Origin of the sequence: Winogradskyella sp. SM1960 (genome assembly GCF_020179375.1) — a bacterium.
Taxonomy (GTDB): Bacteria; Bacteroidota; Bacteroidia; order Flavobacteriales; family Flavobacteriaceae; genus Winogradskyella; species Winogradskyella marina.
On the sequence record NZ_JAICBG010000001.1, the window covers coordinates 277,420 to 290,652 of the forward strand.

12 protein-coding genes are annotated in these 13,233 nt (G+C 33.0%); 9 read left to right on the forward strand and 3 right to left on the reverse strand.

Annotated elements, in window-relative coordinates:
• Window positions 1–9: 9 nt before the first annotated feature.
• Window positions 10–1,185 carry a GlmU family protein gene (locus tag K1X16_RS01330; protein ID WP_225034752.1) on the reverse strand — a complete coding sequence of 392 codons (1,176 nt, stop codon included), beginning with the start codon at window positions 1,183–1,185 and terminating at the stop codon, window positions 10–12.
• A 145-nt stretch (window positions 1,186–1,330) separates the two neighbouring features.
• On the reverse strand, window positions 1,331–1,582 hold the full coding sequence (locus K1X16_RS01335) for a type B 50S ribosomal protein L31 (RefSeq protein ID WP_173280421.1): 252 nt from the start codon (window positions 1,580–1,582) through the stop codon (window positions 1,331–1,333).
• A gap of 158 nt (window positions 1,583–1,740) precedes the next feature.
• On the opposite strand from K1X16_RS01335, the gene K1X16_RS01340 reads away from it, so the two are divergent.
• The 7 genes from K1X16_RS01340 (at window position 1,741) to K1X16_RS01370 (ending at window position 8,853) form a co-directional block, all read left to right on the forward strand.
• On the forward strand, window positions 1,741–2,274 hold the full coding sequence (locus K1X16_RS01340) for a DUF4199 domain-containing protein (protein WP_195870615.1): 534 nt from the start codon (window positions 1,741–1,743) through the stop codon (window positions 2,272–2,274).
• 44 nt (window positions 2,275–2,318) lie between these two features.
• Window positions 2,319–3,269 (forward strand): glycosyltransferase family 2 protein, encoded by a 951-nt coding sequence (locus K1X16_RS01345; RefSeq protein ID WP_195870616.1) that lies wholly within the window; start codon window positions 2,319–2,321, stop codon window positions 3,267–3,269.
• Between the two features lie 78 nt (window positions 3,270–3,347).
• Entirely contained in the window at window positions 3,348–5,075 is a 1,728-nt protein-coding gene (locus K1X16_RS01350) for a phospho-sugar mutase (protein WP_225034753.1), read from the forward strand.
• A 3-nt stretch (window positions 5,076–5,078) separates the two neighbouring features.
• On the forward strand, window positions 5,079–6,905 hold the full coding sequence (locus K1X16_RS01355) for an ABC transporter ATP-binding protein (RefSeq protein WP_225034754.1): 1,827 nt from the start codon (window positions 5,079–5,081) through the stop codon (window positions 6,903–6,905).
• A gap of 325 nt (window positions 6,906–7,230) precedes the next feature.
• On the forward strand, window positions 7,231–7,773 hold the full coding sequence (locus K1X16_RS01360; RefSeq protein ID WP_195870619.1) for an RNA polymerase sigma factor: 543 nt from the start codon (window positions 7,231–7,233) through the stop codon (window positions 7,771–7,773).
• 73 nt (window positions 7,774–7,846) lie between these two features.
• Window positions 7,847–8,350: a hypothetical protein gene (locus K1X16_RS01365; protein WP_225034755.1), complete on the forward strand. Its 504-nt coding sequence runs from the start codon at window positions 7,847–7,849 to the stop codon at window positions 8,348–8,350.
• Between the two features lie 56 nt (window positions 8,351–8,406).
• A complete protein-coding gene (locus tag K1X16_RS01370) occupies window positions 8,407–8,853 on the forward strand; it encodes a sensor of ECF-type sigma factor (protein ID WP_225034756.1) in 447 nt (148 codons plus the stop codon).
• A 39-nt stretch (window positions 8,854–8,892) separates the two neighbouring features.
• Here K1X16_RS01370 and K1X16_RS01375 read toward each other — a convergent pair whose 3' ends face one another.
• Window positions 8,893–9,999, reverse strand: coding sequence for a WD40/YVTN/BNR-like repeat-containing protein (locus K1X16_RS01375; protein WP_225034757.1), 1,107 nt, complete (start codon window positions 9,997–9,999; stop codon window positions 8,893–8,895).
• 143 nt (window positions 10,000–10,142) lie between these two features.
• Between K1X16_RS01375 and K1X16_RS01380 the strand changes: the two genes are divergently transcribed.
• The gene (locus K1X16_RS01380; RefSeq protein ID WP_195870623.1) at window positions 10,143–11,354 is read left to right on the forward strand and encodes an RsmB/NOP family class I SAM-dependent RNA methyltransferase; all 1,212 of its coding nucleotides are present in this window, start codon (window positions 10,143–10,145) and stop codon (window positions 11,352–11,354) included.
• A 32-nt stretch (window positions 11,355–11,386) separates the two neighbouring features.
• Entirely contained in the window at window positions 11,387–13,171 is a 1,785-nt protein-coding gene (locus K1X16_RS01385) for an endonuclease (protein WP_225034758.1), read from the forward strand.
• The last annotated feature ends 62 nt before the right edge of the window (window positions 13,172–13,233 follow it).

A 13,233-nucleotide genomic window follows, 5' to 3' on the forward strand; every position in this document is an offset into this window, starting at 1 on the left:
GTAGTGGTATTAATCTTTTCTATACTGTTTTGTTTCTTCAAAAACATGATTTAAAATCGCTTTGTCAATTTCTGTAAATTCTTCTTTACGTCTTCCCATTACAACTTCGGCAACTTCAAAAGCCTTCACAGTTTTATATGTTACAAAGCCTTTACTTCCTCCCCAAGAAAAACTTGGCACAAAATTTCTAGGAAAACCACTTCCAAAAATATTAGCACTTACTCCAATTACAGTACCAGTATTAAACATTGTATTGATGCCACATTTACTATGATCTCCCATCATTAATCCGCAGAATTGTAATCCGGTTCTCGCAAAGCCTTCGGTTTGGTAATCCCAAAGTCTAACTTCGGCATAATTGTTTTTTAAATTACTTGTGTTAGTATCTGCACCTAAATTACACCATTCCCCTAAAACAGAATTTCCTAAAAAGCCATCATGACCTTTATTTGAATATCCAAAAATCACTGAGTTATTAACCTCACCTCCAACTTTACTATGTGGTCCAACGGTTGTAGGTCCATAAATTTTACTCGCCATTTTTAAAGTCGCATTATGACATAAGGCAAAAGGGCCTCTAACGATAGAACCTTCCATGACCTCGGCATCTTTTCCTATATAAATTGGTCCAGAACTTGCATTAAGTGTTGCAAAATTTAAAGTTGCCCCTTTTTCGATAAAAATATTTTCTGGATTAATCGTGTTTATGGTTGCGGGAATAGGTTGAGACTGTCGATCCTTAGTAATTAGATTAAAATCTTCAATTATGGCTTCACCATTTAAGGCAAAAATATCCCAAGTGTGTTCAATTTTTAATAGCTCACCTTCAAACTCTATAGCTTCAAAGGTTGAAAAGTCGTTAACCTCTTCTCCTTCTTTAACGAAAAAGGCGATGACATCTTCACCTTGAAACAACGCTTGATTATGCTTTAAGTTTTTTACAACTGCTACAACTTCGAGATTTGGTAGAAAAGACGCATTAATCATAATGTTGTTCTCCATTTCTACCATAGGAAACTTGTCTGCTAAATAATCTTCAGTAACCGTTGTTGTGGTATACTCTATATAAGATTCCCATTTTTGGCGTATGGTTAAAATACCTACTCTTAAATCTGCTACTGGCCTTGTAAAGGTAAATGGCAACAGGTTTTTGCGATAAGGACCATCAAATAATATGTAGTTCATTGTGCGGTTTTAAAGTTAAAGCGTATCTTAGAAAGCTACTCTTCTCAAATGCATCTTAATTGTTATATCAAAAATAGCATAAATGCTTAAAATAAAAAAGCCTCTCTGATATCAGAAAGGCTATTTATATACTTGTATACAAAGCTTATTTTTTAAACTTAGCATATTTATTTTTAAACTTATCAATACGACCAGCTGTATCTACTAATTTAGATTTACCTGTATAGAATGGGTGAGATGTTCTAGAAATCTCCAATTTCACTAATGGATATTCAGTACCATCTACATCGATAGTTTCATTTGTATCTGCTGTAGATTTTGTTAAAAACACCTCTTCGTTAGACATGTCTTTAAACGCTACTACTCTATAATTTTCTGGATGTATTCCTGCTTTCATCACTAAATGCTTTAAATATATTCGATTTTTCGAGGTGCAAATTTAACCAATTTTTATAAATCTACAATCTTTTTGATAAATTTTATTTAGTAAATATATGTAACATTTATGTAACTTTGACTACTAACTAGTTAATTAACCAAAAACCTAACCATATTATGGACAAATCTTTGAAGTCTTCAGCTGTTAATAACGGCTTATATTTAGCACTTATACTGTCATCTTTTACTATAATCGGCTATGCTGTCTACCTTGATTTATTTACGCAATGGTGGTTTGGTATTGGCCAAATGCTACTCGTTATTATTTTTGGAATTGTATCTTCAATAAAAGCAAAAAAACTCTTAGGAGGTTTTATTAGTTTCAAAGATGCTTTTACTGCTTTTTTTATAACAATTGCTATAGGTATCTCAATACCTGCTGTTATAGGTTTCGTTATTTTTAATATTGTAGATGCCGAAGCTGCCACAATATTGCAAGAAAAAATAATAGACAATCAATTAGCGATGATGGAAAGGTTTGGTGCACCACAACAATCTATAGATGAGGCTATGGCGCAAATTCAAAAAGAAGAGAGTTTTTTCTCTATAGGAAATACTATAAAAACTACTGCTTATCAACTTTTAGGTTTTAGTGTTATAGGTCTTATTGTTGCCGCTGTTACAAAAAAGAAAGATCCGCACGAAGCTTAAATAATTTCTTTACATTTGAAATGTAGAAATTAGACCTAAACCCTATGGATATATCAGTAGTAATTCCACTACTTAACGAAGAGGAATCTTTAAAAGAATTACACGATTGGATAGTTTCTGTGATGCTACCTAATCAATTTTCTTACGAAATTCTTTTTATAGATGATGGTAGTACTGATAAGTCATGGCAAATTATCACTGAACTAGCAGAAATTAACCCAAATGTAAAAGGCATTAAGTTCCTTAAAAATTTTGGAAAATCACAAGCTTTACATGCTGGCTTTGCTAAAGCTGAAGGTGATGTTGTTATCACCATGGATGCGGATTTACAAGATAATCCTGAAGAAATTCCAGAGCTCTTCAAAATGATAAAAGCTGATAAGTATGATCTTGTTTCTGGCTGGAAAAAGAAACGTTACGATTCTTATTTTTCTAAAAATTTACCTTCAAAATTATTTAATTGGGCAGCAAGACGAACTTCAGGTGTTATTTTAAATGATTTTAATTGTGGTTTAAAAGCGTACAGCAACATTGTTGTGAAACATATTGATGTCTACGGTGAAATGCATCGTTATATTCCTGTATTGGCAAAAAATGCAGGTTTTACTTCTATTGGTGAAAAAGTTGTACAACACCAAGCACGTAAATATGGCCACACAAAATTTGGAATGAATCGTTTTATAAACGGATTTTTAGATTTGATTACCATTTGGTTTATTTCTCACTTTGGAAAAAGACCAATGCATTTATTTGGTGCACTTGGTGTTATTATGTTTTTTATTGGATTCTGTTTTGCGACTTATTTAGGTATCGATAAATTGTTTCTAAACCCTACAGGTCGACTCATAACAGAACGTCCGCAATTCTACATTGCCTTAACGACTATGATTATTGGTTCGCAATTATTTATCGCAGGCTTTTTAGGCGAACTTGTTCTGCGAACTAATCGTAAGCAACAACGCTATTTCATAAAAGAAAACTTGAACTTGTCTTAATTAGGCTAATTTTATTGCACCACAAGACACACTCAATCTATTGAATTGTTTATTTTTGTTAATAAATCCATTTTATCCATGACACATATTAAACCTGAAATTTTAGAACGCGTAAACTCGTGGTTGACACCAACATTTGATGAAGATTCTCAAAAGGAAATAAAGCACATGATTGCGTCTAACCCTAAAGAATTAGAAGAGAGTTTTTATAAGGATCTAGAATTTGGAACTGGTGGAATGCGAGGTATTATGGGACTTGGCACCAACCGAATCAATAAATATACGCTAGGAAAAAATACACAGGGCTTAAGTAACTATTTAAAACAATCCTTTCCTAATGAAGACATAAAAGTTGCAATTGCATATGATTGCAGACATAATAGCCAGACCTTTGGAAAGCTAGTAGCAGATGTATTTTCTGCCAATGGCATTAAAGTTTATTTATTTGAAGAACTAAGACCAACACCAGAATTATCTTTCGCCTTAAAGCATTTAAATTGTCATTGTGGTATTGTTTTAACAGCATCTCATAATCCGCCAGAATACAATGGATATAAAGTGTATTGGCAAGATGGAGGTCAATTAGTTCCACCACAAGATTCCGCTGTAATAGCCGAAATTAATCGCTTAGATTATTCTGAAATTAAGTTTGAAGCTAACTCCGATTTAATTCAATATATAGGAAAAGACGTTGATGATGTATTCATTGATGCTTCCGTAAAAAATGGAAGTTTTGATACATCGGAAGCTGCGAGACAAGATTTAAACATTGTGTTTACCTCTCTACACGGAACATCCATTACAGCGATACCAGAAACCTTGAAACGTGCTGGCTATACAAATGTTAATATTGTTGAAGAGCAACGTGTGCCTAATGGAGATTTTCCAACGGTTGTTTCTCCAAATCCAGAGGAGCCTGCAGCATTAAAAATGGCCATGGAATTGGCCGAAAAAGTCAATGGTGATATTGTTATTGGTACAGACCCAGACTGTGATCGTTTAGGTGTAGTTGTAAGAAACTTAGAAAATGAATTAGTAATTCTTAATGGTAACCAAGCCATGTTATTAATGACTAATTTTCTATTAAAACAATGGAAAAAAGAAGGAAAAATTAATGGTAATCAATTTGTAGGTTCTACTATTGTTTCTACTCCAATGATGTCTGTTTTAGCAAATGCTTATGATGTAGAATGCAAAATAGGTCTTACTGGGTTTAAGTGGATTGCGAAAATGATTAAAGACTTCCCAACAATGGATTTTATTGGAGGTGGTGAAGAAAGTTTTGGTTATATGGTTGGTGATTTTGTACGCGATAAAGATGCTGTCACGTCTACCCTTTTAGCTTGTGAAATTGCCGCTCAGGCAAAAGCTAATGGTAAAACCTTATACCAAGAATTAATCGACATGTATATTGAACACGGTTTCTTTAAAGAGCATTTAGTTGCTTTAACAAAAAAAGGAATTGAAGGAGCACAAGAAATTAAGCAAATGATGGTTGATGCTAGAGAAAATCCACTAAAAGAAATCAACGGCGAAAAAGTAGTGTTAATTGAAGATTATCAATTGTCTATTTCTAAAAATCTACAAACCCAGGAGGAAACCACTATTGATATTCCAAAATCTAATGTCTTAATTTATTATACTGAAAATGGTAGTAAGATAGCACTACGACCAAGCGGTACAGAACCAAAAATAAAATTCTATATAAGTGTAAATGCTGACCTTGACAATACGTCAGAATTTGCAAAAACGGAGCAGTTATTGGGAGATAGAATTGATGCTATCCTCAAGGATTTGAATTTGTAATTAATGGATTATATAAAGAAGTTATCTCGGTTTATTGTTCCGTATAAACGATATGGTTACCTCAACGTTTTTTTTAATGTTCTATATGCCTTATTTAGTACATTAGCAATGGTATCATTAATGCCTATGATTAATGTATTGTTTGGTGAAACCGAAAAATTAAACACAAAACCTGTATATAATGGTATAAGAGATTTAAAATCTTATGGCGAAGATTATTTAAATTATTTTGTAACAACAACAAACGAAAGTGATGGTCCTCAACAAACCTTACTTTATATGATTATCTTAATCATAAGTTTATTTTTACTTAAAAATATTTTTAATTATTTAGCGCTCTTTTTCATTACTTTTTTAAGAAATGGCGTTTTAAAAGATCTCAGGAACTCAATTTACGATAAAGTAATGACCTTACCTATCTCTTATTATTCAGAAAAGAAAAAAGGAGATATTATTGCTCGAATTTCTGGTGATGTAAATGAGGTGAAAAACTCTTTATTAGCCATACTAGAACTCATTGTAAAAGAACCCTTAACCATTGTTTTTGCTATTGTAACAATGTTTACAATTTCAATGAAACTTACAATATTTGTGTTTCTATTTATTCCAATAGCTGGTTTGATTATTTCTAGAATCGGAAAAAGTCTAAAGAAAAAATCGAATCGTGTTCAAACAGAGCAAGGTGTGTTTCTTTCAACTTTAGAAGAAACTCTAAGTGGTTTGAAAGTGATTAAAGGGTTTAATTCCGAAAAACGATTTAATACCAAGTTTCAAGAATCTACAAATCGGTTTTACAATTTCTCTAATGTATTAATGAACCGTCAAAATTTGGCGTCACCTGCAAGTGAGTTTTTAGGTATCGCAACTATTGCTGCGCTTTTATGGTACGGAGGCAGTATGGTTTTAATAGAGAACAGTCTTTCTGGAGGTGCATTTATAACCTATATGGCTTTAGCGTACCAAATTTTAACTCCAGCCAAAGCCATCAGTAAAGCTAGTTACAAAGTAAAAGCTGGAAATGCAGCAGCAGATCGTGTTCTCGAAATTTTAGAAACACCATCACCTCTTGAAGATAACGTAGATGCAATTTCAAAAACAGATTTCAATTCAGAAATAAAACTAGACAATATTTCTTTTAAATACGACGATGACTTAGTCCTTAAAAACTTCACACTTCAAGTTCCAAAAGGAAAAAGCGTAGCTTTAGTTGGGCAATCTGGAAGTGGGAAAAGTACAATTGCTAATCTCGTGACAAGGTTTTACGATGTAAATGAAGGAAGTATTTCTATTGATGGTGAAAACATAAAAGACATTACAAAATACTCTCTTAGAAGCCTAATGGGATTAGTAACTCAAGATTCTATTCTATTTAATGATAGCATTAAAAACAACCTTCTCTTAGGAAAAGAAAATGCTACTGACGACGAAATCATTGAAGCTTTAAAAATTGCCAACGCTTGGGAGTTTGTTAAAGACTTACCTCATGGTATTGATACTAATATTGGAGATTCAGGTGGTAAATTATCTGGTGGTCAGCAACAACGTTTAAGTATCGCAAGAGCTGTGCTTAAAAATCCACCAATTATGATTTTAGACGAAGCCACTTCGGCTTTAGATACTGAAAGTGAACGATTAGTACAAGATGCGCTTGAAAATATGATGAAGAACAGAACATCGGTTGTTATTGCTCACCGATTATCTACCATCCAAAATGCAGACCAAATTGTAGTAATGCAAAAAGGAGAAATCGCAGAACAAGGCACCCATTTAGAACTTATGTCTAAAAATGGAGTTTATAAAAAGCTCGTTGAAATGCAGAGTTTTGAGTAAAGGTTAGATATCTATTTAAAATCAAATAATTACGACGTTTTAAAAACAAAAAAAGGATGTATATTTAAAGACATCCTTTCTTTTTTTAATTATCAGGTTTGGGGAACTGATAACTACCAAATAGGTTAAGCTGTGACAAACATATAATAAATAATAGTATCCGACAAGAAAAATATGTATTTTGTCGTTTATTTTTACTCTTTGTCGATTTTATTTGTCGTAAAACACTGATTACCAACAACAACTAAATACCACATAATTAATAAAAAAAAGAGCCAATTAAACTTTTAGTATTTTACAGGGTCTTACTAACAAAGAAATTGACTTGATAAACGAATCGGAGTTTATAACGCGTTTAAAAAACCCTTTAACCAAAGAAGCCGCATATAGAGAATTATTACAACTCTATAAAGAACGCTTGTATTGGCATATTCGTAAAATTGTAATTAATCATGATGATGCAGATGATGCGCTTCAGAATACATTCATAAAAGTGTATCGTAGCATTGATAAATTTAAAGGCGAAAGTCAATTATTTTCTTGGTTATATCGTATTGCTACAAACGAAGCAATCACATTAATAAATAAAAATGCGAAGCGCTTACAGATTAGCAATGAAGAGCATCAAACAAGAGCAATTAACAATTTGCGTGCAGATGTATATTTTGAAGGTGATGACATTCAACTAAAATTACAAAAAGCAATCGTAACCTTACCAGAAAAACAGCAACTGGTATTTAATATGCGCTATTTTGATGATTTAAAATATAAAGATATGGCTGAAATATTAGACACAAGTGAAGGAGCTTTAAAAGCTTCTTATCATATTGCAGCTAAAAAAATTGAAGCCTTTTTAACCTCAGATTAAACCATGTAGACAATTTGAAGTCTTATTGATAGAAAACAGATTAAAAGATTTCCGAAATAGTAGGAAAGACAACATGAAAAAAAATAAGTTACATAACATTACAACCTCAGGTTTTAAGACGCCAAAACATTATTTTGAGTCGTTTGAAGCTGATTTTTTTGAACGCTTAAATGAAAAAGAAGCTATTGAAGCCTCAGAAAAGTCAGGTTATTCTGTTCCTGAAAATTATTTTGATACCATAGAAGGTAAAGTTTTAGACCAACTTCAAGATAAACAAGAACCACCTGTAATTCAATTAAAACCAAAACGCACACTATATTATCTCACTGGTATAGCAGCGAGTATTGTACTATTATTTAGTTTAGTGTTTAATACGGATACTATTACTCTCGACACAATAGAAACCTCAAGTATTGAAACGTTTTTATATCAAAACGAATATAGCAATGATGATTTTGCAACATTGTTTAATTCTAATGATATTTCAGAATCAGACTTTATTGACGTTAATATATCAGATGAAACCCTAAATCAATATTTAGAACATATAGACCCAGAAGATCTCATTCTAGAATAATAATTATGACCTTTTCAAAGAAAAAATACGAATTCAATATTGTAAATAAAATTGCCATGAGTAAAACATTACAATTAATACTGCTAGCTTTATTTGTTTCTGCAAATGCATTTGCACAACGGATAGATAAAGACAAGATTAAAGCTTTAAAAATAGCTCATATTACAGAACAAATGAATTTAACTGAAGCTGAAGCTCAAAAATTTTGGCCAATCTATAATGCTAATGAAGATGCAGAAGATAAGTTAAAAGAACAATCTACAATTAGACGTAAATCCATAAATCCTGATGAATTATCAGAAAGTGAAGCTAAATCACTGTTGTTGAATATGGAAAAGATTGAAAAACAAAAAGTAGAATTACATTCAAAAATGCTTAGTGAACTGCTAGACGTTCTTCCGGCTAAAAAAATCATTAAGCTATATCAGGCTGAGCGTTCCTTTAAACAAAAGTTGTTTGAAGAGTACAAAAAACGTCACGGCGGATCCAAACGCAATCGATAACAAAACATCAAAAAAGGAAGCCATAACGGTTTCCTTTTTTTATTCACTAAAAGTCAATTTACTAATGCTACCTTTTCCTGCTGCATAAGCCACAGAATCATTTAAAAACCGAATGGTGTAAAAGCCTTCATCACTCAAATGTTTCCAAGTATCACCTGAATTATTACTGTAATCAATACCTTTAAATCCAACAGCGACTAATTCTTTTCCGCGACTATTAGGAATATATTGTACACAACTTCTATAACCTGGTCCTTTTCCGTTAGCGACAACTTGCCACGTTTTTCCACCGTCGCTGGTTCTAATCTTATTGCTTAATGCATCGTTAGGCTTGGTATAATCACCTCCAATCGCGAATCCAATATTGTCGTCGTAAAAATCTATAGAATATATACCAGTGGTTTCTACACCTTGAATAATTGGTGTTTCATAAACTTCCCAAGTCTTTCCTCTATCTGGTGAGTACATTACTCGACTAGCTTTTCCTCCTGTCGCCACCCAAGTATGATCTCCAACTATAGCAATATTAGTATCGCTCGCTGCAAAAGCCGCTTCGCCTTCTTTGGCTTTTGGTAAATCGTTGCAAGATAATTTTGTCCATGTTTCACCTCCGTCTCTTGTAATGATGATACTCATACAGTCTTCTGTTGGGTCTCCAATGGCAATGCCTTCTTGGTCGTTCCAGAATTCCATAGAATCGTAGAAGGCTTTTGGATGATTTTCTTGGTAGACTATTTCTCTATTATTAGAATTATATTTAGTTAAAATAGCAGGACTTCCAGCTGTGATAGTAAAAAGTGCATCATCATTTTTTTTAATACCTCTTAATTCATAACCAGTTGTGTCGCTATTCATATTTCTAAAAATGTTTCCATCATAATTATGAGTTAGCTCTTCATATCGTTTAAAAACATTAGAGCCATTCACTAGAGAGTCTAGTTCTAACAAATTCCAATTACCTGTATAGCCATCCGAACCAGCAAACCATATCCTGTTATTTGAAATTTCTATTGCCCTAACATTCAATAATGAGTCTTGTAGTAAAGATTCAATTTGAACCTTAGAAATATTCCTAACTTTTATTGGTTCTTCTATTTTACAAGAATAAAACCCAATAAATAAAATGCAAACGATAAATAATCTCATACCCTTCAATTTTCCCTAAAAATAGAAAAGCTTAACAAAATAACAGTTATTCATTCTAACAAATAAACAAATGCTTACCTTTGCACGTTCGTTTTTTACGTACACAACTAAAAAACTGACACTGCATACTGAATACTAAAACAATGAGATTACATAGAAATTTATGCTTTGCCGTAATTGACGGCTTACACCTTATCTTTAATGAAGGTGAATACGCAGACAAAGTCATACAACAATTATTAAAACGCGATAAACGTTGGGGAAGCCGAGACAGAGGTTTTGTTGCTGAAACGGTATACACCATAGTACGTTACCAAAGACTTTATGCTGAAATTGCGGATGTAAAAGCACCATACGACAGAGATAATTTATGGAGACTATTTGCGGTTTGGGCAACACTAAAAGGTATTAAATTACCAGATTGGAAATACTTTACAGAGACTCCAACCCGAAAAATAAAAGGGCGTTTTGACGAGTTATCTAAAATCAGAAAATTCCGCGAATCTATTCCAGATTGGATAGATGAATTAGGTGTGGCTGAATTAGGCGAAGCTGAATGGACAAAAGAAATCGCCAAGCAAAACGAGCAAGCTGATGTTGTTCTTAGGGTCAATACGTTAAAAACGACTAAAAAAGATTTACAGCTCAAGTTAGAATCTGAAAATATTGAAACTGAGGTTTTACCAAATCATCCTTCTGCATTAAAATTAAAAGAACGTGCCAACGTTTTTGTTACTGAAGCTTTTAAAAATGGTTGGTTTGAAGTGCAAGATGCCTCTTCACAATTAGTTGCCGATTATTTAGACGTAAAACCAGGCATGAAAGTCGTAGATGTTTGTGCTGGTGCAGGCGGAAAAACATTACACTTGGCATCCCTAATGGAAAACAAAGGTCAAGTCATTGCCATGGATATTTACGAAAGTAAATTGAAAAAACTCAAAATTAGAGCACGTAGAAATGGGGTTCATAATATTGAAATGAAAGTCATAGATTCTACAAAACCGATTAAGAAATTACACGGAAAAGCCGATCGATTATTAATTGACGCACCTTGTTCTGGATTAGGAGTTTTACGACGTAATCCGGATGCCAAATGGAAACTCCAACCAGAATTCATTGAGAATATTAAACAAACGCAAGCTGAAGTTTTAGAACAATACTCTAAAATGGTTAAGTCTGGCGGAAAAATGGTATATGCAACCTGCTCTGTATTGCCATCAGAAAATCAGAAACAAGTTGAAAAATTCTTAACTTCAGAAGCAGGAAAAGAATTCACCTTTGTAAAAGATAAAAAAGTATTAGCCTACAAATCTGGTTTTGACGGATTTTATATGGCATTACTTGAAAAGAAATAACCCTATACAATTTACTAAAAAAAACACGACAAATGAAACACCTATACCTTCTATTTTTACTTGCTACAAGTATTACATTTGCTCAAATTCCTTCAAATTATTACGATAGCGCAGATGGATTAACTGGTTTTGAATTAAAAACAGAATTAAAATCTATTATTACCAATGGTCATAACGATCAAGGTTATGGTGGATTGTATACTGGTTATGCAACAGTATATGTTGACAATATGGAAGAAAGTGGTTATGAAAATGATGGATCACTTTTAATGTATTACACAGAAAACCCAAATGGACCAGACCCTTATTCTTTTTTCCTTGGCACTAACCAATGTGGAAACTATAATTCTGAAAATGATTGTTATAATCGTGAACATATAGTACCACAAAGTTCTTTTGGAAGCGCTTCACCAATGAAAAATGACATTTTCCATGTGGTACCAAGTGATGGTTATGCCAATGGTAAACGCAGTAGTTATCCTTTTGGAACCGTTGGCTCTGCAACTTGGACATCATTAAATGGATCTAAATTAGGATCAAGTAATGTACCTGGATATTCAGGAACAGTTTTCGAACCGATAGATGAGTTTAAAGGAGATATCGCTAGAGCCATACTTTATTTTGTAACACGTTATGAAAATGGTGTTGATGGTTATACCAGCTTTGATATGTTTAATGGGACTGAAAATCAAGCATTAGAAGATTGGGCCGTTGATATGTTATTAGATTGGCATTACAATGTGGATCCTGTAGATCAAAGAGAACGCGATAGAAATGATGCTGCCTATGATTTTCAAGGCAATGCAAACCCATTTGTTGACCACCCAGAATATGCAAATATGATTTGGAATCCTACTCCAGATACTGAAGCACCTACAAATCCTACGAATTTAGTAGCTTCTAATCCAACTGACAATTCTATTGCTTTAAGTTGGACTGCTTCAACGGATAATGTTGGCGTGGTTTCTTATGATGTTTATACTGATGGAACTTTTTCATCTAACACAACTAATACAACAGCAACAATAGCTGGACTATCACCTGAAACAGAATATTGCTTTACGGTAAAAGCTAAAGATGCCGCTAATAATACTTCTGGATTTAGTAACCAAGATTGTGAAACAACAACTGATAACGGAACTATTGGTTCGGACTGCCTCACAGAAACTTTTGAAAATTTAGAAACGAACATCGGGTCTTATTCTGACGTAACTTGGACTGGCGACGATGGTGGTATTTGGAATGCAACAGAGGCCAGAACGGATCAAACCTTAAATAATGCTGCGATTACCATTAGAGATGGCGCATTAACATTACCTACAACCTCTGGAGGAATTGGATCATTAACCGTAACAACAAAACGTGTTTTTAGTGGAGGTGATGGAACATTTGATGTAAATGTAAACGGAACATTTGTTGGAACAATTGCTTATGGTGTCGACGAACAAACAATTACAATTCCAAATATAAACATAGAAAATAATGTTTCTGTAGTTTTCGATAATAATAGTGGTGCTGGAAACAGGGTTATGTTCGACGACCTGTCTTATACGTGCTACTCAGAATTAAGTATTGAAGACTTTGATATAGATTCTGTAAAATTATTTCCAAATCCGGTTAAAAATAATCTAACTATAGATTTAAAATCAAACGTCGATACTAATATCGAAATTTTTGATATTCTTGGAAAGCGTGTTTTAAAAAATACTATAAGTAAAACAAGCACTTTAAATCTTCAAGCTTTAAATAAAGGAATTTATATTGTAAAAATTACACAAGGTAATTCTAAGATCACTAGGAAACTTGTAAAGCAATAGTTTTCAATATAGCAACAAAAAAGCAGCTAATCTCTGAGCATAGTCTAAGTGTAGCTGCTTTT

What these genes read in the sequence shown, in the direction of transcription:
- K1X16_RS01330 (WP_225034752.1), bottom strand. Translation starts at nt 1,185, where the DNA reads ATGAACTACATATTATTTGATGGTCCTTATCGCAAAAACCTGTTGCCA.
- K1X16_RS01335 (WP_173280421.1), bottom strand. Translation starts at nt 1,582, where the DNA reads ATGAAAGCAGGAATACATCCAGAAAATTATAGAGTAGTAGCGTTTAAA.
- K1X16_RS01340 (WP_195870615.1), top strand. Translation starts at nt 1,741, where the DNA reads ATGGACAAATCTTTGAAGTCTTCAGCTGTTAATAACGGCTTATATTTA.
- K1X16_RS01345 (WP_195870616.1), top strand. Translation starts at nt 2,319, where the DNA reads ATGGATATATCAGTAGTAATTCCACTACTTAACGAAGAGGAATCTTTA.
- K1X16_RS01350 (WP_225034753.1), top strand. Translation starts at nt 3,348, where the DNA reads ATGACACATATTAAACCTGAAATTTTAGAACGCGTAAACTCGTGGTTG.
- K1X16_RS01355 (WP_225034754.1), top strand. Translation starts at nt 5,079, where the DNA reads ATGGATTATATAAAGAAGTTATCTCGGTTTATTGTTCCGTATAAACGA.
- K1X16_RS01365 (WP_225034755.1), top strand. Translation starts at nt 7,847, where the DNA reads ATGAAAAAAAATAAGTTACATAACATTACAACCTCAGGTTTTAAGACG.
- K1X16_RS01370 (WP_225034756.1), top strand. Translation starts at nt 8,407, where the DNA reads ATGAGTAAAACATTACAATTAATACTGCTAGCTTTATTTGTTTCTGCA.
- K1X16_RS01375 (WP_225034757.1), bottom strand. Translation starts at nt 9,999, where the DNA reads ATGAGATTATTTATCGTTTGCATTTTATTTATTGGGTTTTATTCTTGT.
- K1X16_RS01380 (WP_195870623.1), top strand. Translation starts at nt 10,143, where the DNA reads ATGAGATTACATAGAAATTTATGCTTTGCCGTAATTGACGGCTTACAC.
- K1X16_RS01385 (WP_225034758.1), top strand. Translation starts at nt 11,387, where the DNA reads ATGAAACACCTATACCTTCTATTTTTACTTGCTACAAGTATTACATTT.